At 69.6% G+C, this 21,005-nt stretch carries 24 protein-coding genes and 3 pseudogenes; 17 read left to right on the top strand and 10 right to left on the bottom strand.

Annotated elements, in window-relative coordinates; all coding sequences use genetic code 11:
* Positions 1-10: 10 nt before the first annotated feature.
* Positions 11-274: a type II toxin-antitoxin system RelE/ParE family toxin gene (locus ACIPEK_RS09515; protein ID WP_401992895.1), complete on the bottom strand. Its 264-nt coding sequence runs from the start codon at positions 272-274 to the stop codon at positions 11-13.
* Positions 267-536, bottom strand: a complete 270-nt coding sequence (locus ACIPEK_RS09520) for a type II toxin-antitoxin system Phd/YefM family antitoxin (protein ID WP_401992898.1) — start codon at positions 534-536, stop codon at positions 267-269. Before ACIPEK_RS09520 ends, ACIPEK_RS09515 begins: the two co-directional genes overlap by 8 nt.
* A gap of 209 nt (positions 537-745) precedes the next feature.
* Here ACIPEK_RS09520 and ACIPEK_RS09525 point away from each other — a divergent pair, with 209 nt between their 5' ends.
* The 3 genes from ACIPEK_RS09525 to ACIPEK_RS09535 all read left to right on the top strand — a co-directional run bounded on the left by ACIPEK_RS09525 (position 746) and on the right by ACIPEK_RS09535 (position 2,012).
* Positions 746-1,015, top strand: a complete 270-nt coding sequence (locus ACIPEK_RS09525; protein WP_401993441.1) for a type II toxin-antitoxin system Phd/YefM family antitoxin — start codon at positions 746-748, stop codon at positions 1,013-1,015.
* On the top strand, positions 1,012-1,266 hold the full coding sequence (locus ACIPEK_RS09530; RefSeq protein WP_401992901.1) for a Txe/YoeB family addiction module toxin: 255 nt from the start codon (positions 1,012-1,014) through the stop codon (positions 1,264-1,266). Before ACIPEK_RS09525 ends, ACIPEK_RS09530 begins: the two co-directional genes overlap by 4 nt.
* Positions 1,267-1,781: 515 nt before the next feature.
* A complete protein-coding gene (locus ACIPEK_RS09535) occupies positions 1,782-2,012 on the top strand; it encodes a hypothetical protein (protein WP_401992904.1) in 231 nt (76 codons plus the stop codon).
* 197 nt (positions 2,013-2,209) lie between these two features.
* Here the strand turns inward: ACIPEK_RS09535 and ACIPEK_RS09540 are convergent, their stop codons facing one another.
* A complete protein-coding gene (locus ACIPEK_RS09540; protein WP_401992907.1) occupies positions 2,210-2,980 on the bottom strand; it encodes a BTAD domain-containing putative transcriptional regulator in 771 nt (256 codons plus the stop codon).
* Between the two features lie 137 nt (positions 2,981-3,117).
* Here ACIPEK_RS09540 and ACIPEK_RS09545 point away from each other — a divergent pair, with 137 nt between their 5' ends.
* The 7 genes and pseudogenes from ACIPEK_RS09545 to ACIPEK_RS09575 all read left to right on the top strand — a co-directional run.
* Positions 3,118-3,651 carry a redoxin domain-containing protein gene (locus tag ACIPEK_RS09545; protein ID WP_401992910.1) on the top strand — a complete coding sequence of 178 codons (534 nt, stop codon included), beginning with the start codon at positions 3,118-3,120 and terminating at the stop codon, positions 3,649-3,651.
* 73 nt (positions 3,652-3,724) lie between these two features.
* Positions 3,725-3,904 carry a hypothetical protein gene (locus tag ACIPEK_RS09550; RefSeq protein WP_327273156.1) on the top strand — a complete coding sequence of 60 codons (180 nt, stop codon included), beginning with the start codon at positions 3,725-3,727 and terminating at the stop codon, positions 3,902-3,904.
* 73 nt (positions 3,905-3,977) lie between these two features.
* Entirely contained in the window at positions 3,978-4,511 is a 534-nt protein-coding gene (locus tag ACIPEK_RS09555) for a MauE/DoxX family redox-associated membrane protein (protein WP_401992914.1), read from the top strand.
* 15 nt (positions 4,512-4,526) lie between these two features.
* Positions 4,527-5,081 carry a TlpA family protein disulfide reductase gene (locus ACIPEK_RS09560; RefSeq protein WP_401992917.1) on the top strand — a complete coding sequence of 185 codons (555 nt, stop codon included), beginning with the start codon at positions 4,527-4,529 and terminating at the stop codon, positions 5,079-5,081.
* Positions 5,078-6,910 carry an ABC transporter ATP-binding protein gene (locus ACIPEK_RS09565; protein ID WP_401992920.1) on the top strand — a complete coding sequence of 611 codons (1,833 nt, stop codon included), beginning with the start codon at positions 5,078-5,080 and terminating at the stop codon, positions 6,908-6,910. Before ACIPEK_RS09560 ends, ACIPEK_RS09565 begins: the two co-directional genes overlap by 4 nt.
* Positions 6,907-7,389: a S26 family signal peptidase gene (locus ACIPEK_RS09570; RefSeq protein ID WP_401992923.1), complete on the top strand. Its 483-nt coding sequence runs from the start codon at positions 6,907-6,909 to the stop codon at positions 7,387-7,389. Before ACIPEK_RS09565 ends, ACIPEK_RS09570 begins: the two co-directional genes overlap by 4 nt.
* Before the next feature lie 139 nt (positions 7,390-7,528).
* Positions 7,529-7,627: pseudogene (locus ACIPEK_RS09575) on the top strand (IS5/IS1182 family transposase); the annotation flags it as partial.
* Between the two features lie 29 nt (positions 7,628-7,656).
* On the opposite strand, the pseudogene ACIPEK_RS09580 reads toward ACIPEK_RS09575, so the two are convergent.
* Positions 7,657-8,021: pseudogene (locus tag ACIPEK_RS09580) on the bottom strand (serine hydrolase); the annotation flags it as partial.
* Between the two features lie 108 nt (positions 8,022-8,129).
* On the opposite strand from ACIPEK_RS09580, the gene ACIPEK_RS09585 reads away from it, so the two are divergent.
* Together ACIPEK_RS09585 and ACIPEK_RS09590 are read left to right on the top strand one after the other, a co-directional pair.
* Entirely contained in the window at positions 8,130-8,846 is a 717-nt protein-coding gene (locus tag ACIPEK_RS09585; RefSeq protein WP_401992926.1) for a phosphotransferase, read from the top strand.
* A 435-nt stretch (positions 8,847-9,281) separates the two neighbouring features.
* A complete protein-coding gene (locus ACIPEK_RS09590) occupies positions 9,282-10,178 on the top strand; it encodes a GNAT family N-acetyltransferase (protein WP_401993444.1) in 897 nt (298 codons plus the stop codon).
* Here ACIPEK_RS09590 and ACIPEK_RS09595 read toward each other — a convergent pair.
* Both ACIPEK_RS09595 and ACIPEK_RS09600 read right to left on the bottom strand, forming a co-directional pair.
* Positions 10,143-10,271, bottom strand: a pseudogene (locus tag ACIPEK_RS09595) (hypothetical protein); the annotation flags it as partial. The gene ACIPEK_RS09590 and the pseudogene ACIPEK_RS09595 overlap by 36 nt on opposite strands.
* A gap of 163 nt (positions 10,272-10,434) precedes the next feature.
* Entirely contained in the window at positions 10,435-10,629 is a 195-nt protein-coding gene (locus ACIPEK_RS09600) for a hypothetical protein (RefSeq protein WP_401992929.1), read from the bottom strand.
* A 169-nt stretch (positions 10,630-10,798) separates the two neighbouring features.
* Between ACIPEK_RS09600 and ACIPEK_RS09605 the strand changes: the two genes are divergently transcribed.
* Positions 10,799-11,446: a class I SAM-dependent methyltransferase gene (locus ACIPEK_RS09605; RefSeq protein WP_401992932.1), complete on the top strand. Its 648-nt coding sequence runs from the start codon at positions 10,799-10,801 to the stop codon at positions 11,444-11,446.
* 56 nt (positions 11,447-11,502) lie between these two features.
* Here ACIPEK_RS09605 and ACIPEK_RS09610 read toward each other — a convergent pair whose 3' ends face one another.
* Both ACIPEK_RS09610 and ACIPEK_RS09615 read right to left on the bottom strand, forming a co-directional pair.
* Entirely contained in the window at positions 11,503-11,718 is a 216-nt protein-coding gene (locus ACIPEK_RS09610) for a hypothetical protein (RefSeq protein WP_401992935.1), read from the bottom strand.
* Positions 11,719-11,953: 235 nt separating this feature from the next.
* Positions 11,954-12,688 carry a carbonic anhydrase gene (locus ACIPEK_RS09615; RefSeq protein WP_401992939.1) on the bottom strand — a complete coding sequence of 245 codons (735 nt, stop codon included), beginning with the start codon at positions 12,686-12,688 and terminating at the stop codon, positions 11,954-11,956.
* A gap of 1,128 nt (positions 12,689-13,816) precedes the next feature.
* Between ACIPEK_RS09615 and ACIPEK_RS09620 the strand changes: the two genes are divergently transcribed.
* From ACIPEK_RS09620 to ACIPEK_RS09630, 3 genes are all read left to right on the top strand, one after another.
* Positions 13,817-14,563 (top strand): IPT/TIG domain-containing protein, encoded by a 747-nt coding sequence (locus ACIPEK_RS09620; protein ID WP_401992942.1) that lies wholly within the window; start codon positions 13,817-13,819, stop codon positions 14,561-14,563.
* A gap of 257 nt (positions 14,564-14,820) precedes the next feature.
* Positions 14,821-16,128, top strand: coding sequence for an IPT/TIG domain-containing protein (locus ACIPEK_RS09625; protein WP_401992945.1), 1,308 nt, complete (start codon positions 14,821-14,823; stop codon positions 16,126-16,128).
* Positions 16,129-16,264: 136 nt separating this feature from the next.
* Entirely contained in the window at positions 16,265-16,765 is a 501-nt protein-coding gene (locus tag ACIPEK_RS09630; RefSeq protein WP_401992948.1) for a levansucrase, read from the top strand.
* 88 nt (positions 16,766-16,853) lie between these two features.
* Here the strand turns inward: ACIPEK_RS09630 and ACIPEK_RS09635 are convergent, their stop codons facing one another.
* A complete protein-coding gene (locus ACIPEK_RS09635; RefSeq protein ID WP_401992951.1) occupies positions 16,854-17,387 on the bottom strand; it encodes a MarR family winged helix-turn-helix transcriptional regulator in 534 nt (177 codons plus the stop codon).
* Positions 17,388-17,426: 39 nt separating this feature from the next.
* Here ACIPEK_RS09635 and ACIPEK_RS09640 point away from each other — a divergent pair, with 39 nt between their 5' ends.
* Positions 17,427-18,323: a DMT family transporter gene (locus tag ACIPEK_RS09640; protein ID WP_401992954.1), complete on the top strand. Its 897-nt coding sequence runs from the start codon at positions 17,427-17,429 to the stop codon at positions 18,321-18,323.
* On the opposite strand, the gene ACIPEK_RS09645 is transcribed toward ACIPEK_RS09640, so the two are convergent.
* The gene (locus ACIPEK_RS09645) at positions 18,320-20,947 is read right to left on the bottom strand and encodes a discoidin domain-containing protein (protein WP_401992957.1); all 2,628 of its coding nucleotides are present in this window, start codon (positions 20,945-20,947) and stop codon (positions 18,320-18,322) included. The two genes, ACIPEK_RS09640 and ACIPEK_RS09645, sit on opposite strands and share 4 nt — an antisense overlap.
* Positions 20,948-21,005: the final 58 nt, after the last annotated feature.

Consider the following 21,005-nt stretch of genomic DNA (forward strand, 5'->3'; position numbering starts at 1 on the left):
TGGCGCGGGATCAGGTGTCGTAGACCGTGGAGCGGTGACCGACGTGCACGACCCACACCACCAGCTCTCCGTTGTCGATCGTGTAGACGACGCGGTAGTCACCCACGCGTAGGCGACGGCGGTCGGGCTGAGAGACGAGTGCGGTGGTGTTGAAGCCGAGTGGGTCGCTTTCCAGCTCGGTCAGCTTTGCCAGAATGCGGAGTGCCACGGCGCGGGGAATCTTTCGCAGCTCCGCTTGGGCCTCAGGTCGGAAGACGGTGCGGTACTCACTCACTGCGCGCCAGGGTCTCCCTCATGATGTCCTCAAGGGGAATGCCGGCCGCGGGGTTCGCCATTCTCTCGTCGATGATCTGATTGATCTCGCGCTCTTCCCAGGCCTGGTACTTCCGCAGGGTCTCGATGGACACCACCGCGGCAACTTCCTTGCCTCGGCGTGTGATCACCGTGGGCACGTCGTCGCGATCAGCACGCTCCACGACCTCGGCCAGGTGTGCGCGCACGTCGCGGATGGACTCTATGGGCAGTGGGTGCGTCATACTCTCAAGTGTACCGAGTGTCTCATGTGTACACAACGCGACCAGGGGCTTTGTTGTCGCGATCGGTGCTGAATGTGTTGGATGGACTCCGGCCGTGCTGGATCGGTGCTGGATGCGGCGGTAAGGAAACCCGTTTTCGCAGGTCGGAGCGATGCTCTGAATGTTCCGCTTCAACGTGTGAGCGGGTGAAGTAACACCACGTTGGTGGCCTGGCAAACGTGCATCAGCCGCTCTTTCCGCTGATCAAGAAGGTCAACGACGATCACGGGGCCATCGAGATCGTCTCCAAGTATGGCAACGCCGTGCTCGTCTCGGCCGAGGATTACGCGGCCCTGCGCGAGGGCTCGTACCTGCTGCGCTCGCCTGCGAACGCGCGGCGGCTGCTCAAGGCGTACGAGAACGCTCTGGGCAACATCAACGTGTCGGAGCGCGAGCTGATCGATCCGGATGCGGCGGATCCTGCTGCGGGTGCCGCGTGAGGCTTGTCTTCGAGGACCAGGGCTGGGAGGACTACACGTTCTGGCTCAGGAACGACCGCAAGATGCTCGCTCGGATCAACAAGCTCATCGAGGACGTCAAGCGCGACCCCTTCACGGGGATCGGCAAGACCGAGCCGCTGGAGTACCACTTGCCCGGGGTGTGGTCGAGGCGGATCGACGATGAGCACCGCCTCGTCTACCTGGTCACAGACAAGGGGATCGTGATCCTCGCAGCCCGCTATCACTACTGAAGCGTCCGCTGAGAGTGCCGTGATCCACGTCTCGGTCGCGGGATTCGATGCCGTTCAGCCCACCGAGGCGGATCTGCCCGGCCGGTCCGGGTAGCCGACGGTCCCGAGCGGGAGCCCTCCTGGGGCGTCGCCCACGCCCTGTCGCGGGCCGCCGACGGGCGTGCCATGTCCGTCCTCCTCACCGCCCCGCAGCCCGACTGGCCGTCCGGATGGCTCACTGTGACGCGGATGACGGAGGAGGGCTACGACGAGGTGCGGGCGCACGTCCTGCGGTGCCCGGCGGACGCGCCCGGATTCTGGCGGGGTGTGTACACCCACGAGAGCGTCCCGGCCGAGCGCTTCTTCACCTTCACCCAGGACGCCTTTCCCCGGCTGCTGTTCGCCGACTCCCTGCGCCTGCAGCACTTCAAGGGTTCCTATGTCGAGGAACTGCCCTGGCTGATGCGGCTGCCGGGGGCCCCGACGACCACTTCGCCCGGACCCTGGCCGAGTGCGGCGGGGACCGGAACCAGGTCATGCGCAGGTTCAAGGCCCTGGACCTGGAGATCTCGTCCGAGAGCCCGAACACGAAGAAGAACGCGAAGGTGTGGGAACAGCGCAACGTCGGCCACGAGGAGGCCACCTGCCGTTGCGAGTGGCACGGAGAGCGACTGTGGGACCGCGACCGGGTGCACTTCTCCCTGCCGATTCCCGAGCACGACGACCGGATCCTGGGCGGGATCTTTGTGGGGGATCTGGCGACCTGAAAGGGGACGGTGACCTCTCTCCGCCGTCGGACACGCGGGTGGTGCGTCGGGCCGTGGCGCTCCGTATGGTAGGGGTGGGGTGCGGTGCTGAGATGGCGCCCCGTGCCGGGATGGCGCTGGGAAATCTGATCCCTCGTCACCCGTCATCACCCCTGCTCACCTCTACCGTGCCGGGTCGGTGGGGATGCGGCGGTGCATCACACGGCGCCCAGGGCGCCACAGCGGAAGATGCGGCGGTCCACGGGATTGTCCCGCAGGATCGCCTCCCGCAGATCCTGCAGCTCGCGGCTCAGATCCAACCCCAGCCGCGCGGTCATTCGTGCTCGCGCCGAGGACAGCACTCGCAGCGCATCCGCGCGACGGCCGCACTCGTAGAGCGTGGCCGCACGGAAGGCCAAGAGCATCTCGTGTTCCGGATGGTCCTCGGTGAGCCGCGCGAGCTCCGCGGCGAGCGACCAGTAGTTATGCAGCTTGAACTCCGCCGCGACACGCAGCAGTTGCGCCGAGATCAGCAGTTCGTCGAAAGCGGTGCCGACACCTCGGCGTGTCCGCTCGGATGCGACGTCCTCCAGCACCGCCCCCCGCCACTCGGCCAGGGCTGACGAGGCGAGTCGTGAAACCTCCTGCGGCTCGGTGCCCCGCTGAGCCCGGTTGACCAGCTGAGTGAAGCGGTGCAGATCCACCAGCTGCGGATCGCCGGTCAGGGTGTACGTCGAACCGCTCCGCACCAGCCGCACCGACGCGTCGCATCCGCCCTGGCGAAGGCTCGTCCGCAGCCGGCAGACATTCACATACAGATCGGCCCGGGACCGCGGTCGTTCGTCCTCGTCCGACAGCAGCTCGATCAGCCGGTCCATCGGGAGCGGCCGGCCCATCTCCAGCAGGAGTAAACCCAGCAGCAGACGCTCGCGGCGGCGACCGATGGCTCTGGGGTGCCCGTCGACGGTCCACTCAACTCTGCCGAGCACTCGAAAATGCGACCCCGTGGCAAGCATGGCGGCAATGATGCTCAGCTCGTCATGTTCCTGGCAAGGTTTTGGCATCCTCCCGACAGGCCTCATCTATCACACTGCTCCCCCGTGCAACCGCGCCAGGGGGTCGAAACTTGCCTTACGTCATTGCCGGTCTGGTGCTCGTCGGAGCCGTCGCCCTGCTCAACCTCGTCCTGCTCATGGTCGTCCTGCGCCGCTGGCAGGAGCTCGAAGTCGTACGCCGACGCGACGACTTCGCAGCCCAGGGGCCGCAACCCGGAGACGGACTCCCGGACTTCACCGCCACCGCGCTCAGCGGCCGGACCCTGAACCAGGACGACTTCCGCTCCGGGGAGCTGCTGCTGGGCGTCTTCTCCCACGACTGCCCGTCCTGCACCGACAGCCTCCCCGACTTCGCCGAACGGGCCGACCGGGCCCGGGCAGCAGGCGGCCGGGTCCTGGCCCTGGTGATCGGCGCCGAAGCCGGCGAGAGCAGCCTGACCGCCCAACTCGTCGGGCCGGCGGACGAGGTGGTACCGGAGCCCGAGGCGTCACCACTGTTCCGCGCCCTGCGCGTCCCTGCCTTCCCCACGATCCTCAGCTACCAGGACGGCGTTGTCGCCGCTCCCTCCGCCGCCGGCCGCGAACCGGTATCGGCGGCCTCCTGAACCCCGGTGCGACCGCGGACCGCGGTCGCACCGCGGAGTACGCACATCCCATCCACACAGGAAGAGGAGAACCATGCGCACACTCAAGGCCGGTGCGGGCCGCCTGATCGAGCGGATTCTGCCCAAGGCCGAAGCCGAGGCCGGCTGCCCGCCGGACTGCTGGACCGAGTGGAGCACCAGCGCCCAGCGGTGCCGCCGCTGCTGCTACACGGGCGCGTGCGGGGTCAGTTGCGGCAGCTGGGACTACTGCTGAACAACCACGGGGCGGGCCGCGTGCGGCTCGCCCCGTGCCCGCCGGCCCAGGACCCATTCTTTCGGAGTCACCCTTGTCCGACCTGCTGCTCGTCTGCCGCCTGACCCTGATCTGCGTGCTGGCCGTGGCCGGCCTCGCCAAGCTGCGCGACCGCCACCGATTCGCCACGGCACTGGGCGACCTCACCTACCTGCCGGCTGCCGCCCGGCCGGCTCTCGCCGTCCTGGTGCCCGTGGCCGAGCTCATCGCCGCCGTGCTCCTCGCCCTGCCCCGGACGCTCACCGCGGGCCTGGCCGTCGCCGCCGCCCTGTGCGCGGCATTCAGCGCCGTCGCCGTCGCCACCATGCGGCGCGGCAGTTCCGCCGGCTGTCCCTGCTTCGGCAGCAGGACCACTGTGCCCATGGGCCCCTGGCATGTCGCCCGCAACGCCACACTCACCGTGCTCGCCCTGCTCGGCGGCGCCATCGCCCTCACCGACGGCACCACCACCCCCCTCAACGCCCCTGCACTCGCGCTCGCCGTCGCCGTCGCCGTCTATCTCACCGCGTTCGCCGTCTTCACCGACGACCTCGCCTTCTTCTTCTCCGCCCGCACCGGCCAACGCTGAAAGGACGATCACAGAGTGAGCTACGCCATCACCGGCCTCGCCCTTCTCGCCGCGGTCACCCTCGTCAACGCCCTCCTCACCTTTGCGGTCATCAAACGCTGGCGCGCGACGATGGCCGCCCCCGCCCCGGCCGCCGCGGCCTCGGGCCCGCCGGCCCTTGCCGTACACGAAGGTGACCGCACCCCCGCTTTCACCTTGCACACCCCCCGAGGCGAAGTCAGCGAATCCACCCTGGCCGGGCACCCCGTCCTCATCTGTTTCCTTCGCCCCGACTGCGGGCCCACCAGGGAAAGCCTCCCCGACATCCAACGGTGGGCCGAGGCGAACACCCCGTCAGGCGCGCATCTCGTCGCCGTCATCAGCGGACAGCCCCCCGAAGCCGGCCCCCTGCTCGAAGCAGTCGGCCCGCTCACCGAACTCACCGCCACCGAACCCCCGAACGGTCCCGTAGCCGGCGCCTTCGGCGTACGCCACCACCCCACCTTCGTCCTCCTCGACGCCGACGGGACCATCACAGAGACAGGCATCGGCCAAGGTTCCCTGCCCGCGCTCGACCTCCTCACCGCATGAGCGGGCAGTCCACCTCCCGCACGGCCGAATTCCTGCGGGGCCTCACCGCCGTACTCGCCCTCACGCTGCGCTCCTGCCCCGGGGCCCTCGCCGTCCGCATCGCCACCGTCGTCATCGCGGGTACAGCCCCCGTAGCCGCCTCCTGGCTGCTCAAGTACGTGGTCGACAGCCTCACCGCGGATGAATTCCGCGCCTCGGACCTCAACTGGGCCGCGGCCGGTATCGGCCTGCTCACCGTCCTCCTCGCTGCCGCCTCAGCCATCTCCTCCTACGCTGACGGCCGCATCCGCCGCGCCACCTCCACCCGGGCCCAGAGCGACCTGCTCACGGCTGTCAACCGGCTCAGCGGTCTGTCCAAGCTCGAACAGCCCGCCTTCCACGACCGCGTCCAACTCGCCATCCAAAGCGCGCAGGGGGCCGAGCGACTCGTCGGTGCAGCACTCCAGGGCGCCCAGGGAGTCCTCACCCTGGCGGGCTTCCTGGGAAGTCTCCTGCTCATCAGCCCCACCCTGGCCGCCGTCCTCATCGCCGCGGCCGTTCCGGCCCTCTTCGCCCACCTGGCCAACAGCCGGCATCGCGCGGACATGTTCTGGCGCACCAGCAACCTCGCCCGCCGCCAGATCTTCTACCGAGGGCTCCTCACCGACACTCAAGCGGCGAAAGAGATCCGCCTCTACGGCCTCGGCGGCTACTTCGCGCAGCGCATGCGTACCGATCTCGACAGCATCAACCGGCAGGAGGAACGCCTCGACCGCCGCCTCGTCACCTACGAGACGGCTCTCGCCGCCCTCGGAGCCGGCGTCTCCACCGGCGCACTCGTCTGGGGCGTGCACCAGGCCGCCGCCCACGCCCTCACCGCCGGTGACGTGTCCCTCCTCGTCGCCGCCCTCGCAGGCATGCAGACGGCACTCATCGGCCTGGTGGGGTGCATCGCCCAAAGCCACCAGACGGCCCTGCTGTTCAGCCACTACCTGCATGTCACCCAGGTCCGGGACGACCTCCCCGCCCCGGCCGCCCCGATCGCCCCACCGCCCCTGAGCCATGGCCTCGAACTCCGGGACGTCTGGTTCCGCTACACCGACGACGGACCGTGGATCCTGCGCGGAATCAGCCTGACCATCCCGCACGGCACCAGCCTGGCCATCGTCGGTCTCAACGGGGCCGGCAAGAGCACCCTCGTCAAACTGCTGTGCCGCCTCTACGACCCGCAGCGGGGCAGCATCCACTGGGACGGCATCGACCTCAAGGACTTCCCTGCGGACCAGCTGCGCCGGCGAGTCAGCGTTGTCTTCCAGGACCCGATGGAGTACGACCTCACCGCCGGGGAGAACATCGGCCTCGGTGACCTCGGCTCTCTCCACGACCATGGGCGCATCCACGCCGCCGCCGCCGACGCGGACATCCACACCGCCCTCGCCCGCCTCCCACAGGGGTACGACACCATGCTCAGCCGGATGTTCTTCCCCGACGACACCGAAGACACCAGCCCTGGCGTCCAGCTGTCGGGCGGCCAGTGGCAGCGCCTCGCGCTCGCCCGGGCCCTGATGCGTTCCGAACGGGATCTCATGATCCTCGACGAACCCAGCACCGGCCTCGACGCGGTCGCCGAACGCCACGTCCACGACCGGCTCACCTCACTCCGCCAGGGCGCGACGAGCATCCTCGTATCCCACCGCCTCAACACCGTCCGCGCCGCAGACGCCATCGTCGTCATCGCCGACGGAACCGTGCAGGAGGCAGGCACCCACGAACAGCTCATGACCGCCCACGGCACCTATGCCGAGCTCTTCACCACACAAGCCGAAGGCTACGAGGAGACCGTCCGGTGACCGCCGCAGCCCCGGTGCTCCTCGCCCTCGCAGGACTCCTCGTCCTTTCCGCAGCCCTGTTGCTGGCGCGTGGGCGGCTGGTGGCCGTGACCGTCCGCGGACACAGCATGTCGCCGACCCTCATGCCCGGCGACCGGATCCTCATGCTCCGCGGCAGACGCCGTGTCGCCACGGGCCGGGTGGCCGTCGTCGTCGCACCCCACCCCGAGCAAGGCTGGCACTCCCCCACGGGCACCACGCCCGACTCGTGGTACGTCAAACGCATCGTCGCCGTCGCCGGAGAGCCCGTACCGCACTGGGCCGGCCGTTGCCCCGGTACCCACGTGCCGCCGGGCATGCTCGTCCTCCTGGGCGAGAAGCCGGGCTCGATGGACTCCAAACAGTGGGGCTACTGCCCCGAGGACAAGCTCATCGGAACTGTCCTGCTCCGCCTGCGGGCCGCTGCGGCTTCTGGTGCACCTTCTTCGCTTCCTTCTTGAGGCCGGGACGTACCGTACTGGGACGGTGCTGGGATGGCCCGCGTCAGAACGACATCTGTGCAGGTGGCAGCTCTGTGCTCGGCATTCCGCTTCAACGTGTGGTTGATCAACCAAAGGCCCGCTGACCTGCACTGGGGAGAAGATCTACCGGGCCGTGGCCACGCGCTTTGAGGAGAGGGCGTACGTCTTTCACGGCACCGCGACCATTGCTGCCGTACGTCTCCGGCTCCGCTCCTGACTTGCCGGACGGTCCCTAGGAGGCGCGGTTCATCGGCACAGGGCCGTGTCCACGACACTGTCGACACGCTCCCCCTGGCTGCCTCGTCGGTCAGCTGAACGGTCACCGCGACGTTGGCGGCGCGGCCGTCGTCCGTGGCCCCGCCCCGGGTCTCGTATCCCGGGAAGCTGCCACCATGGCCCCAGTAGACGCCGCCGCACGGCAGGGGCTTGCTCACGAGCCCCAGTCCGTAGCGGGCGCCGGGGCCGAAGGTGGTTTCGGCGGGGAGGGTGGCGCTGCGCATCTGGGCGAGCTGGGCCGCCGGGAGGAGGCGGCCGGACAGGAGCGCGGTGAAGAACCGGTTGAGGTCGGAGTCGGTGGAGATTATCTGACCTGCGGTCCAGCCCCAGGAGGGGTATCACGGCGCGGTCACCTCGAGCACGCCAGGCCGCGTTCGTGGAGGAACCGACGACGGCCGGCCGACAGTGAGATGCGGACCGCCAGGGTGTCTATGCTGACGCGCATGGAACAGGAGCTGGAGATCCCATTGACCGGGGGCCGGATCACCAAGGGAGTCGTCCGTGTCGGGGACACGGTGCGGCGGCCGGTCGGGCCGCACTCGCCGTTCGTGCACCAGCTGCTCCAGCATCTGGAGGCCGTCGGCTCCGACGCCGCGCCGAGGCTGCTCGGAACCGATGCCAAGGGCCGCGAGATCCTCAGCTTTCAGCATGGTGACGTCACGACCGCCTTCCGGGCCCGTGACTGGTCGACCGCCCAGATCACCGCCGCAGCGCAACTGCTGCGCCGGCTGCACGACGCGACCGCCGGCACGCCGATCGCGGGTGGCGAGGAGACGGTGTGCCACAACGATTTCTCCCCGCTCAACGTCGCCTTCGTAGACGGCCTCCCTGTCTCCGCCTTCGACTTCGACCAGGCCGCTCCCGGCCCCCGCACGCGTGACCTCGCCTACGCCGCCTGGCTGTGGCTGCTCGGCGCCGACATCGCCCACCCTCTCGACTGCCAACTGGCCCTCTTGCGTGCCTTCCTCGACGTGTACGGGTTCGAGGACGAGTACCGTCGGGGTTTCGGCGGGCGCATCGTTGCCCGGGTCGAGGCCGAGCGCGACATGCATGACCGTGCCGGACGCGTCACCAGCCCGGGGTCATGGCTGCATCTTGAGATCACCTGGCTGAGCGAACATGCCGATGCCATCGACCGGTACTTGGAGAACAGCATCTGACGCATGACCAAAAGCGGCCCTCAACGACGGACGAGTGGCACGACCGACGCCGTGGCCTCGCACTCAAGGAGGATCCGCCCCAAGCTGACTCCGACCGACCCTGGCCGCGCGCCGGGGGCGGCCCCGTTCGGCGAGCACCGCGTAACTGCGGTGCGGCCGGTCGTTGGGCACGGCATGGATCTCGATCCCTACGCGGGTCCCGGTTGCCGCCGGAAGCCGAAAGAGCCGCTCACCGCCTGTACGTGCTGCGGGGCGTTCGTCTGCCCGCGCCTCGCCGATGAGCCGCCCCCGCCCCCTGCGCGCCACCGCCGGCCCCGGTGCGACGATCACGACGTGGCCGTCCTGAGCGAGTGTCTTCCTATGCCTCGGGACTGGCTGGCGGGTTGATTACCAGGTCAGCAGCCGGCTTCGCCTGGCAGGATCGGGATCATGTCGATGGATCCGTTGCTGCTCAGAGCCCGTGGGCTGTGGGAGGACCTGGCCCGGGTGCCGGTGTCGTTCGCGCCGACGGGCGGTGTGCACGTGGTGGTCTCCCCGGAGTCAGGGCTGTGCCCGGCCGGCTGGGTAGGGGCGGTGACTCTCGGCGAATCAGCGATCGTGACCGTGCCAACTGAGAGCGCCGCAGTGATCGTTCGTGGTGCACTGGAGGGACTGTCGGTGGAAGCCGTCGTGGACGGCACTTCGATCCGGGAGGTACTGCCCGTTGCGAGGGTGCTGGGACCGGCGGTGTTGTCGTATGTGTCTCCGGAGGCTTTCCGCCCGGTGGAACCTGGTGCGCTGCGGGTGGAGCAACTGCCGGCCGGCCACCCGGAGCTGCGGCGTCTGGAGAAGACGGCTGGCGACGGAGACGCTGGGGAGGCCGCGCTGGATGAGATCACGTCGGCCGCCTTCGTGGTCCGCGAGCATGGCAAGGTAGTTGCTGCTGCCGGCTATCGAGCCTGGCCGAGTCGTACCGCTCACATTGGCGTGCTGACCGCGCCAGAAGCGCGGGGGCGGGGGCTGGCGCGGCTGACGGGCTCAGCGACGGTCACACATGCCCTCGCTGCCGGGCTGCTGCCGCAATGGCGTGCACGGCCGCCCGCCTCCCGACGTGTTGCAGCCACATTGGGCTTCGAGGACCTGGGCTTCCAGCTGAGCGTCGAGATCGTCCCATCGGTGAAGACGGGCATGCCGAGGTGCTTTTCCGCACCGAGAAAGCGATCACGAATCGGCCCCCTTCAGGACTCGGGGGAGATGAGCGTGATGGTGGTCGACCTCGGCGTCGCGTCCGTTGTCGCGAAGGCGTTGGGCAAGAATTTCGACGATGCTGCACGCCCTGTGACGTCCTCCTGAGCAACCGACCGCGACGCTCTGGGGGCCGGCGGGGAGACCGGCGTAGTCGACCAGGTTGTCGAGCAGTTCCCGGGCGCCGGGGGTGTTCAGCACGATGGCCTGGACGCATGGGTGGAAGCCGTCCAGGTCGAGGATGTCGCGGACGTCTTCGATCCGGTCGGCGGCGGGCGGGCGGGACGGGGCGGCCGTCCGGGCCGGTGGGCAGGTGCAGGTAGCCGAACGGGATCAGGCGGATTGGCTGCATGCGGATCTCCTATCATGGAGCCGAGTCGGAGGAATCTGCCGGTGGGTCGGTGAACAGGGGCATGCCGAGGTCGACCAGTTGGGGGCGGCCGTCGGTGCAGGTTCGGTTGAGGCTGGTGAACTTGGCCATGGCGGTGTTGAGGCTGACCTGGAGTCCTTCGACCTCGCCGAGCCAGCCGTTGGCACGGGGCCTCGGTGATGCGCTCACGGAGGTTGCGGATGATCTCGATGAGGCGGGGCCGCTGCTGCGGATCGAGCTGGAGCACGGGGCAACGGATGCAGGCTTCTCCGAACCAGCGATAGCCCGGGCGAACGGGCGGGAAGGAGAATCGTGATTCTCTCGGCTCGCCTCGGGGCCAGGAACTACTGTCGCGAGCATGGTCGAACACGATGCCCTCAGTGCCACCCGCGAGGCTTACGACGCTGCTGCCCCCACCTATGCGCAGCTGTTCCGCGACACGCTGCGTGACAGGCCCCTGGACCGCGCGATCTTGGGTGCCTTCGCCGAGGCCGTAAGTGCGAGTGGGGACGGTCAGATCGCGGACCTGGGGTGTGGGCCTGGCCATATCACTGCTTATCTGGACGAGCTGGGGCCAGCGGCGTTTGGTGTTGATGCCTCTCCTGCGATGATCAAGTTGGCTCGACAGGCCTATCCGGGCCTGCGGTTCGACGTGGGCTCGATGGCCGCGTTGAACATCGCTGACGGCGTGCTGGGCGGCGTACTCTCACGTTGGTCCATCATCCACACTCCGCCGCAGGAACTCCCCGTCATCCTGGAGGAGTTCCATCGTGTGCTGGCACCTGGCGGTCACCTTCTGGTCGGCTTTTCGGCAAGCGATGATCCGTCTCACCCGACGCAGGTCTTCGATCACGCAGTCGCGCCGGCCTATCGGTGGTGGCCTGATCACCTCGCCGCGATGCTGCGCAAGTCCGGGTTGGCCGAGGTGGCCCGGATGGTTCGCGAGCCTCAGCCCACCGACCGACGGCAGTTCCAGGAGATTCAGCTGCTCGCCCGCAAAGCCTAGGCAGGGGCTGTCTGACCGAACACATGACCGCATCCAGCCTGCTGCACGGGGAGCCGTCAGGCTCCAGGCGTCGATTCGTGATCAGGGCGCACCGCCGTTCGAGCTCCGATTTGGCCGAACGAGGGGACTCCGGGGAACACCTTCGATGACCTGCGCTCCTGGCGGGCATCGAGCTGGGCGATCTTCTCTTCTGCCCCAGCGAGGCTGACCCGTAGCCCTTCGACCTCGCCGAGCCGGCCTTCGCGTTCGGCCTCGGCGATGCGGGCGATCAAGTTGTCGCGGATGTCGGCAAGTGGTGTCCGTTGGGCCGGGTCCGGTCGAAGGAGTGAGCATCTGACACAAGCGTGCGGTGGGGGTTCGGTACTCTCCGCTGGGGCGAGAGGTTCGACGGCGGGCGATGAACGCCCGGTGGGCTTCGATCGTCTTTCAGCTGCTTCGGGTCCATCAGCGAGGCGGCCGTGCTCGTCCTCACCAGCCTGACAACGCACGTCCGTCCCGTCCGACCGGTCAGGAGGGCGCGCCGGCCAGGACTTCCACCTTGCCGGTGTCGAGCGAGTAATAGGCGCCGACCACGGCAAGGGCGCCCCTTCTCACGAGTGGGGCCAGGTCCTGGTTGGAGCGCAGGTCGGCCGCGGTCAGCTTGACCTGGGCGCGGGCCATGGTCTCGACCGGGTCGGCACCGCCTTCCCGGACTGCCTGCTCGTACGCCGGCCGCAGAGCCTTGGCGATCGCCTCCAGGTTGCCGGGCAGCGGTTTGCCGTCACGGATGGAGTTGTACGCCGCCTCGACGGCACCGCAACGCTGATGCCCGAGGACCACGATGAGCGGAGTGCCACTCGTCATGGGTCCGTACTCCACGGAACCTGTGACCACCGGGCCGACCGCCTCCCCGCCCGTGCGCATCACGTAGAGGTCACCCAGCCCGGTATCGAAGAGGAGTTCAGGCGGCACCCGGGAGTCGATGCACGAAAGGATCGCCCCGAAAGGCTCCTGCTTCTGGGCTACGAACTGGCGCCGGTTCGGATCCCGGTCCGGATGTCGGAGGTCTCCGCTCACCCAGCGCTTGTTGCCGTCCATCAGTCTCGTGAATGCCGCGGCGGGCGTGGTCGGCCGCGCTTCCGGCGAAGTGCTGGTCGCCAAGGGGGTGGCGCTCGTCGATGAGCACCCCGCAAGCGCGACCGAGGCGACCACGAGTCCGCCGGCGAGCAGAGCTCTGCGATCCGGATGTCCCGCTCTGTCCATCGGTCGTTCCCCTCAGTCTGCTGAGACGCGTCCGTACGTCCTGACCCGGGTGATTGTTCAGCGCGGTGGGGGAGCCCGACGGCAGGCGCAAGCGGGCGTGGGCGGCTTTGCCACCGACGGCCCACAGAACCGGCTCGGGCGGCGGCATGAGCGCCTGATTCGTGAGGCGCGCCTGCACAGTGTGAGCCCACGCCGGCCCCGGCGAATTCAGCGGGGCAAAGCCATCGCCGCCCCATCCCGGGGCGGCGGGGCGTGGCCAGGATGCGGACGGCAATGTCTCGGGAGCTTTCCGAGGCTCGGCCTGAGCACCTTCCCTGCTTTCGCGCCGGGTTCTACGGCATTGCGGTGTGTGTGCTCATTGCCGGGAACCGGTCAGTTGCGTGGTGGTTCCCGGGGGGCGCGTGGCAGGAGAGGCGGCGGATTCGAATCCCCCGGCGGGCCGATCGATCCGCCCCTGTGCGCTCGTCCGTTCAGGTGGCTGTCCGTCAGGATGCTTGTGTCATATTCCATTCGTATGGGTCACTTGGGTGACCGAACCGGTGGGCCGCCCATCCCTCTCCGGGGGAGCGCGGAACCGTTCTGTTCGCCGACCGTCCATGTGTGACGGACCTCGGCATCGTTTGCTCCGGATGGCCGCGATGGGCGCCCCTGCAGAGGACTTGGATCCGACCAGTCGCCCCTGCCAGGTAGTGGCAGGGGCTGGTGCGACAGCCCCCGGCCTCTGCAAGGGAGCGGTGCGCGAGCCATCCGCGCACACCGAGTACCTCGTCATCGAGGCCACAAGCGTGGCCGCGGACTCTGCGACCCGCGTGCGGTTTGCCGCCGTGAGCGAGTCGACATCAGTCGCGTGAACGCCTCGGCCTCATTGCGGACAGTGCGATGGCTGTCGGTTCATCAGCGCGAGTGCGGCCCCGGCTCGTACGGAGCGGCGCCCGCGGCGGGCCGGCCACGGCGTCCGGAGCCGACGGCCCGCGACACGGCTCATCACGGCTCCGAGCGCCCTGCGCGAGGACGGCCGGGTCCGGCAGCGGCCGGTGGTCCAAGTCGGGGCCATGGGTCTTGAGCCGAACGCGGCTCGGAGTCAACTCCCTTATACGGGAGTTCAGTTCACACACACGGAGGACGACCATGCCAATCAGTCCGAACCAGGGCTCCACCGGTGGCGGTACCACCGTCACCGTCACGGGAACCAACCTCACAGGCACCACCGCTGTGCTCTTCGGCACCAAGCCGGCGACCGGCGTCACCAACGTCTCGCCCACCCAGGTCACCGCTGTCTCGCCGTCCGGCTCCGGCACGGTCGGCGTGACGGTGACCACCCCGGGCGGAACCAGCAACCCGGTTCCGTTCTTCTATGTCGGCGCACCGTTCAAGTCCGGTCTGAGCGTGAGCTCGGGCGCCACTGCGGGCGGCAACACCATCACCATCAGCGGCACCGGCCTGTCCACCGCCACGGGGGTGACATTCGGCGCCAACACCGTCACGCCGACGGTGCTGTCGGACAGCCAGATCAGTGTCGTCGTGCCCGCGGGTGCGGCAGCCGGGCCGGTGGGCGTCAGCGTGACGACCGCCGGAGGCACCAACAACGGTCTGTCGTACACGTACATCGACGTCCCGACCGTCACCGGTGTCACTCCGGCTTCCGGACCGACGTCCGGCGGAACCGCGGTGACCATCACGGGTACCAACCTGACCTCGACGACCCAGGTCACGTTCGGCTCGGTGCCGGCACCGTTCTCGGTCATCAACGCGACGACGGTGTCCGCCGTCACCCCGCCCGGCACCGCCGGTGCGGTCGACGTCGGTCTCTCCAACCCTGCGGGCACGGCCACGGACGCCGGCGCCTTCACGTATGTGACGGGTCCCGGCATCTGATCCGTCACGGTTGCGGCACCGACTGCCGACGCGGAACAGCGCCCGGCGCCGGTACCGCCTCCGAATGCATGACGTCCGCCCCGGTCCGGGACATTTTACGCCCGGCCGGGCGGGCGACCCACTCGGCCCCACTCGCTCATCGCCGCCCGGCCAGGAGGTCCGGGCGGCGCCCCGATCACCACATTCCGATCTCGGCGTCCCGTCCACAACGCGCCGATCACATCCCGCTGATCACGTCACCCGACAGGAGAACGGCTTTGGAGAGCTCCGACAGCGCGATGCCCCGCGCTACGCGACCGTCGACGGCCGCGGCGGCCCCCGTAATCACCACGAGCAGCCCCTTCTCGGGGGCTGCCGGAACTGTCGTCACGCTGACCGGCACCGGATTCACCGGCGCGACCGCGGTCACCTTCGGCGGTACCCCCTCCGCTTCGTTCACCGTGGTGTCCGCGACCGAGATCACCACGGTCGCCCCGGCCGGTGCGGGCACCGTGCAGATCACGGTGACCACGCCCGATGGAACCAGCAACGGCATGGGCTTCACTTACACGATCGCGACGCCCGCGATCAGTTCCGTCGTCCCCAACCAGGGGTCGGTCGAGGACGGGAACACGGTCACATTGACCGGAACCGGCTTCGCCGGCGCCACCTCGGTTCGTTTCGGTACCGTGGCCGCCGCGTTCATTGCCGTCTCCGCGACGCAGGCCACCGCGGTCGCCCCCGCCGCGCCCCCCGGCACCGTCAACGTCACGATCACCACTCCGGGCGGCACCAGCGCCGGGATCCCCTATACGTATGTCGCCGCTCCGGTTCTGGGCAGTGTGACTCCGGCCCAGGGGCCACTCGCGGGTGGGAACAGCATCACCTTGTCCGGGACCGGCTTCACCGGAACGACCTCCGTTCGCTTCGGGGCGAACGCGGCGAGTTCGTTCACCGTCGTCTCGGCGACCCAGCTGACTGCCGTTGTCCCCACCGGCGGCCCGGGTCCGGCTGCCGTCACGGTCACCACGCCCGCTGGTACCAGCACCCAGACCGTCTCCTACTACTACCTCGCCGCACCGGTCATCAGCGGGGTCACCGCCGGGTCCGGGCCTGTGGGCGGTGGCGTGCCCGTGACGCTGACCGGTGCGAATTTCCTCCAGGCCACGGCGGTTCGCTTCGGTGCGACGGCAGCGACCCCCTACACCATTTTCTCGGCCACGGAGATCAGAACGGTATCGCCGCCCGGTGCCGCCGGCACCGTCCCGGTCACCGTCACCACGCCCGGTGGCACGAGCAACGGTGCGGCCTACGTATATCTGGGTGCCCCGGTCATCAGTGGTCTGGTACCCAGCCAGGGGCCGTTGGCAGGCGGAAACACGTTGACGCTCACCGGCGTCGGACTGACGTATGCCACCTCAGTACTGTTCGGTGCCGTGCCCGCCGGCTTCACCGTGGTCTCCGACACCCAGCTGACAACCACGGCACCGCCCGGCGTGGCGGGCGCAGTCACCATCAGGGTCGTCACCCCCGGTGGCACCAGTGTCGGCGTTTCCTACACCCGAATCGGCCCACCCGGCATCTGAGCGGTCCGGCGCGCAAGTTGAGGAGAGGTGCCGGCCGGTGTGCCGGCGGGGAAGCGGCTCGACGGGCAGGCCGGCCGGCTCGGCGAGCCGGTTCGGTGGGTTTGCGGGCGAGCCAGGCCCGTGGACAATCGCGGCCATGAGCGAAGAGTCGATACAGAACTACCTGGCCTCCGTCGAGAGCCGACTGGCGGCCGACGGCTGCGCCCCGCGCTGGGAGGACTGGGCCGGGGTCCCTGTGCTCGTCGGGCGGCGGGCCGACTTCCGGATGCGGTGGGCGGCCACCAATCTGCATCTGTTCACCGTGGCCGCCGCCGTGCCCGAGGTCACCGTGCCGGTCATCGACGCGTTCACCACGCAGGTGCTCGCGTATGCCAGGAAGAACAAGGGCGGCCTGCCCGTCGGGATGCAGACCGGCGTCGCGTCCTTCCCCGTCCTGGTCAGTGACCGGATCGATCCGGCCGCCATGGCGTGGGCGGAGGAGAAGCAGCGCAATCAGTTCGCCTGCTTCGCGCGGCCGGTCGTCGTCGACAGTGCGCAGGGCTACGTGGGCATGTACCGGGGCAAGCCGGCCCTGGGGCGTGCCTACGCCTCGCATCTGATCGAGAAGGGTGCCCGCTACTTCCAGCCACAGGGCTGAACCGCCGAGTTCAGGGGCGTTTCAGCCGGCGTTGTGCCGTGGGGTGTTCGTGAGCCGGTTCGCCGTGTGGCGGGGATCATGTGCGGTCTCATGCGCCGTGCGGCGACTCCACGCGGCCAAGCCATCCGGTCAGGAGCACCTCCAGCTGTGCCGCTTCCTCCGTTGACAGGGCGTCCAGGAGGTGGCGTTCGTTGCGCATGTGCTCAGCGAAGGCCTGGTCGATCAGCTCCCGTCCCGCGTGGGTGAGTGCGACCACCCGGCCCCGGCCGTCGCCGGCCGAGCGGCGGCGGGTGACGAGGCCGTCCCGTTCCAGGCGGTCGATCCGCTTGGTCATCGCCCCCGTGGTGACCATGGTGTGCACCGCCAGCTCCCCGGGGGCCCGTTCGTACGGCTCTCCCGCACGGCGCAGCGCCGCCAGCACGTCGAACTCGCCCTCACTCAGGCCGAACCGCCGGTAGACCACGCAGAGGTGTTCCGTGAGTATTCCGGCCAGGCGGTGGAGCCGGCCGATCACCCCCTGGGGGCTCACGTCGACGTCAGGTCGTTCCCGGGCCCACTCGGCCTGGATGCGGGCGATGTGGTCGAGGGGCGGGGGAGTGGGTGGGGCGGTGTCGGGCTGCATGGGTTCACTGTAGCTTCCATGGAAGGCATAATAACTTCCATGGAAGCTACTTTGCGATGGGTCCTCATCACGGCGATCGCGCCCGTCGCCTGGGGTACCAACTACTTCGTCACCCATGCCTACCTGCCGGCCGATCACCCCCTGTACGGGGCCGCGATCAGGGCCCTGCCGGCCGGGCTGCTGCTCCTGGCCGTACGCCGGGAACGGCCGCGCGGCGCCTGGTGGTGGAAGTCCCTGGTGCTCGGAGCCCTCAACATGGGCGGGTTCTTCGCCCTGATCTACATAGCCGCTCAGCTGCTCCCGACCAGCACCGCCTCGACGGTCATGGCGACCTCGCCGCTGGTGATGATGCTGATCGCCTGGGCGCTGCTGGCCGAGCGCCCACGCCTGCTGCCGCTGGCCGGTGCCGTCGTCGGTCTCGGCGGGGTGTGTCTCATGCTGCTCACCGGGACGGCATCGATCGACCTGCGCGGAGTGCTCGCCTCCGTCGCCGCGATGCTCATGTCGTCCCTCGGCTATGTCCTGGCCAAGCGGTGGGGCGCCGAGGTCGACGTGCTCGCCTCGACCGCCTGGCAACTGATCGCGGGAGGGCTTCTGCTGCTGCCCCTCGCCGCCCTCGTGGAGGGCGCGCCACCCGCACTCGACGTCCCGGCCGCCCTCGGATTCGGCTACGTCACCGTCGTGGCGACCGCGCTCGCCTTCGCCGCCTGGTTCGCGGGCCTGCGCCGGCTGCCCGCCGCCACGGTCGGCCTGGTCGGACTACTCAATCCGGTGACGGGCGTGCTGCTCGGCACGGCGATCGCCGGTGAGTCGCTCACCCTCAGGCAGCTCTGCGGACTGGCGCTGGTGCTGGCCGGGATCCTCCTCGGGCGGCCGGTGGGCGGGAGGAAGGTGCGACGCGCTGCGGCGGCCGGGGAGGCATCCGACAGGCTCTAAGGCTGAGTCACCCTCAACTCACGAACCCCCACCGGCTTCTCCGCGTCCTTTGAAGTGACCGTCAGTCGCACCTGACGGGCCGTCACCCCCGGGCGGTACGGCTGCCAGTCCGTGCCGTTCACGGATGTCTCCAGGCGGTAGGAGGAGAAGCGTGCGTCCGTCCACTCCGGCTCGACCGAGGTCACCGGGGCCGCGCGCCCCAAGTCCACCGTCAGCGCGCCCGTCGCGCCGTCCGGGGACCAGGACGTGGCCGGGCTGCCGTCCACCGCGGCGGCCGCGTACAGGCCGCGGGTCTCGGAGGTCGCCGTCGCCGGGCGGCAGCGGGCCGCGTCCGTCGTCCGCGCGAGGTCGGGGCGGCGGGTGGCGAGGGCGAGCGTGCCGGCGAGGAGGCGGGGGCCGGTGGGGGTGTGGACGGTGAAGGGGGCGCCGGAGATCAACCGGACCGTCGTCGTCAGGGGACCGATCGCGATGTCGTACGTACGGCCCCGGTAGCGCAGCCCTGTCAGAGTGACGCCCTTTCCCAGCTGCGGCGGCAGCAGAGGATCGAGCCGCACCCCGTCCTCCCGCAGCCGAAGACCCGTCAGACCGTGCGTGAAGACCTGGAGGAATCCGCCCTTCCCGGTGAGGAAGTCCTGGGCGGGGGAGCCCGACAGCGGGTCCTGTGCGCCCGCTTTCGCGCCCCGGGCCTCGCTGAACAGGGCGTACGGGCCGCGCATGAACGGGCGTACGGCGCGCTGGAGATAGGTGTACGTTGCGCAGCCGGCCTCCCCGATCGTGGCGGCGTCGATCGCCTGGACCGAGTCCGTCATCGCCGGGCCGTCCGGATCGGTGCGCGCTGCGTAGTAGTCGAGCGTGGACGCCCGGGCGCCCGGCTCCATCGGCCACTCGAGCGGGTAGATCAGCAGCACCGCGTCGGCCTGTTTGATCGTCGAGCCGTTGTAGCCCGCGTACTGGAGGAAGATTTTCCGCTTCGGGTCGTACGGGATGCGCAGACCGTCCGCGACCCGCGTCCACTCGGCCGGTGCGGGATGCCCGAGCAGCTGCGCCGCGCGGGTGGCATTGCGCAGGGCGGTGGCCGCGACCGCGTTGGTGAAGACCCCGTCGGTGACGTCGTTGCTGTACTCGTCGGGGCCGGCGACATCCTTCACCGAGTAGCTGCCGTCGTCGTTGGCGGTGGCCCGCGAGACCCAGAAGTCGGCGATGCCCCGAAGCAGCGGCCAGCCGTGCCCGGCCAGCCAGTCACGGTCCCCGGTCGCCAGGTAGTACTGCCAGACGGCGAGCGAGACATCGCCCTGGAGGTGGTTCTGGGTGAGGCAGTGCGGGGGGTCCCAGCTCTGGCACTCGGCCCAGAGGTTGCCCTTGCTCGCGCTCGTCCACGGGTAGAACAGCCCCCGGAATCCCAGCTTCTGGGCGTTGGTACGGGCGGCTCCGCGCGTGCGGTAGCGGTACTCGACGACGGAGCGGGCCAGTTCGGGGCGGGTGGCGAGCAGCGCCGGGTACATCCAGGTCTCGGCGTCCCAGAACACCAAGCCCGCGTAGTTGTCGCTGGTCAGACCGGTCGGAGCGATGCTGTCGCGGGACCCGGTCCGGGTGGAGGCGAGCAGTCCGTACTGCGCCGACCGCAGCCACCTCTGCAGCTCGGGACTGTCCGGTACGGAGATGTCGGCCGCCCAGGCCTGTCGCCAGGCGGCGGCGTTCGCGTCGAGGACACCGGACCAGCCGCGCCGGGCCGCGCGCCGGGACGCCTCGCCGGCGGCTGTGCGCGGGGCGGACGAGGTGAGCGCGGTGTCCACTCCGACATACTTCTCGAAGGTGTACGTGCGCCCGTTGCGCACCCGGACCGTGCTGCGTACCCGGTCGGTGCCGCGTCCCTGCGCCGACGTCGATCCGCCGGTGCGCATCGTCTGGACGATCGCGCCCGCTGTCCCGGTGCCCTGCGTGCGGAACGTTCCGTCGTGGTTGAGCGTGATCCGGCGTGCGCCCCGCGGGTCGAGGCGGCCGGTGACGGTCGCCGTACCGCTCCAGTGCGGTGTCACGCGTAGCCGCACGGCGCCGGTGTGCACATCGGACCGGTCGGCGAGCACCTCGTACGTCAGGTCCGTCGTGCGCCCGCCTGCCGTGGTCCAGCGCAACGACGTACGCACCAGACCGCAGCGCAGGAACACCGTCTGGCGGTAGTGCGAGACCCGGCCCGGAGGCGTGGCGGAACCGTAGGTCTCGTCGCCGACGCGTACATCGAGCGTCGTCCAGCTCGGCAGTGCGGCGATCACCTCGCGGCCGGCCGCGAGGTTCTTGTCGCGCCCGAACAGGCCGGAGACGAAGGCGCCGTCGTAGCGCGGAGTGAACAGCGGCCAGCCCGTCTTCCCGCCCGAGGCGGCATAGCCGGCGCCCGAGGCGGGCACTCGATGGGCCAGATATCCGTTGCCGGTATAGGGGGCGTAACCGGCCGCCTCACCGAACCGGGTGGAGGTCAGCGCCCAGGCGGGGTCGGTGTCCCGGCCGCAGGCCGTGGACGAGGGCGGGAGGGGAGCGGCGGCGTACGAGAGGGGCGGCAGCGGTGCGGTCAGGGCGCCCGCTACCAGAGACGTCAGGGAAGTGAGGAGACAGAGGCGCGAGAGGCTCACCGTATGAAGGTATGGACGCGCGCGCCGAGCGGCGGCGCGCGGCGCGCGGCGCGCGGGT

This window comes from Streptomyces sp. NPDC088246 (assembly GCF_044741025.1).
GTDB lineage: Bacteria > Actinomycetota > Actinomycetes > Streptomycetales > Streptomycetaceae > Streptomyces.

Excerpts from the sequence above, each read along its gene's own strand:
- ACIPEK_RS09520 (WP_401992898.1), bottom strand. The coding sequence starts at position 536 with ATGACGCACCCACTGCCCATAGAGTCCATCCGCGACGTGCGCGCACAC.
- ACIPEK_RS09535 (WP_401992904.1), top strand. The coding sequence starts at position 1,782 with ATGCGCAGGTTCAAGGCCCTGGACCTGGAGATCTCGTCCGAGAGCCCG.
- ACIPEK_RS09550 (WP_327273156.1), top strand. The coding sequence starts at position 3,725 with ATGCGCACACTCAAGGCCGGTGCGGGCCGCCTGATCGAGCGGATTCTG.
- ACIPEK_RS09565 (WP_401992920.1), top strand. The coding sequence starts at position 5,078 with ATGAGCGGGCAGTCCACCTCCCGCACGGCCGAATTCCTGCGGGGCCTC.
- ACIPEK_RS09585 (WP_401992926.1), top strand. The coding sequence starts at position 8,130 with ATGGAACAGGAGCTGGAGATCCCATTGACCGGGGGCCGGATCACCAAG.
- ACIPEK_RS09590 (WP_401993444.1), top strand. The coding sequence starts at position 9,282 with ATGGATCCGTTGCTGCTCAGAGCCCGTGGGCTGTGGGAGGACCTGGCC.
- ACIPEK_RS09605 (WP_401992932.1), top strand. The coding sequence starts at position 10,799 with ATGGTCGAACACGATGCCCTCAGTGCCACCCGCGAGGCTTACGACGCT.
- ACIPEK_RS09615 (WP_401992939.1), bottom strand. The coding sequence starts at position 12,688 with ATGGACAGAGCGGGACATCCGGATCGCAGAGCTCTGCTCGCCGGCGGA.
- ACIPEK_RS09620 (WP_401992942.1), top strand. The coding sequence starts at position 13,817 with ATGCCAATCAGTCCGAACCAGGGCTCCACCGGTGGCGGTACCACCGTC.
- ACIPEK_RS09630 (WP_401992948.1), top strand. The coding sequence starts at position 16,265 with ATGAGCGAAGAGTCGATACAGAACTACCTGGCCTCCGTCGAGAGCCGA.
- ACIPEK_RS09635 (WP_401992951.1), bottom strand. The coding sequence starts at position 17,387 with ATGCAGCCCGACACCGCCCCACCCACTCCCCCGCCCCTCGACCACATC.
- ACIPEK_RS09640 (WP_401992954.1), top strand. The coding sequence starts at position 17,427 with ATGGAAGCTACTTTGCGATGGGTCCTCATCACGGCGATCGCGCCCGTC.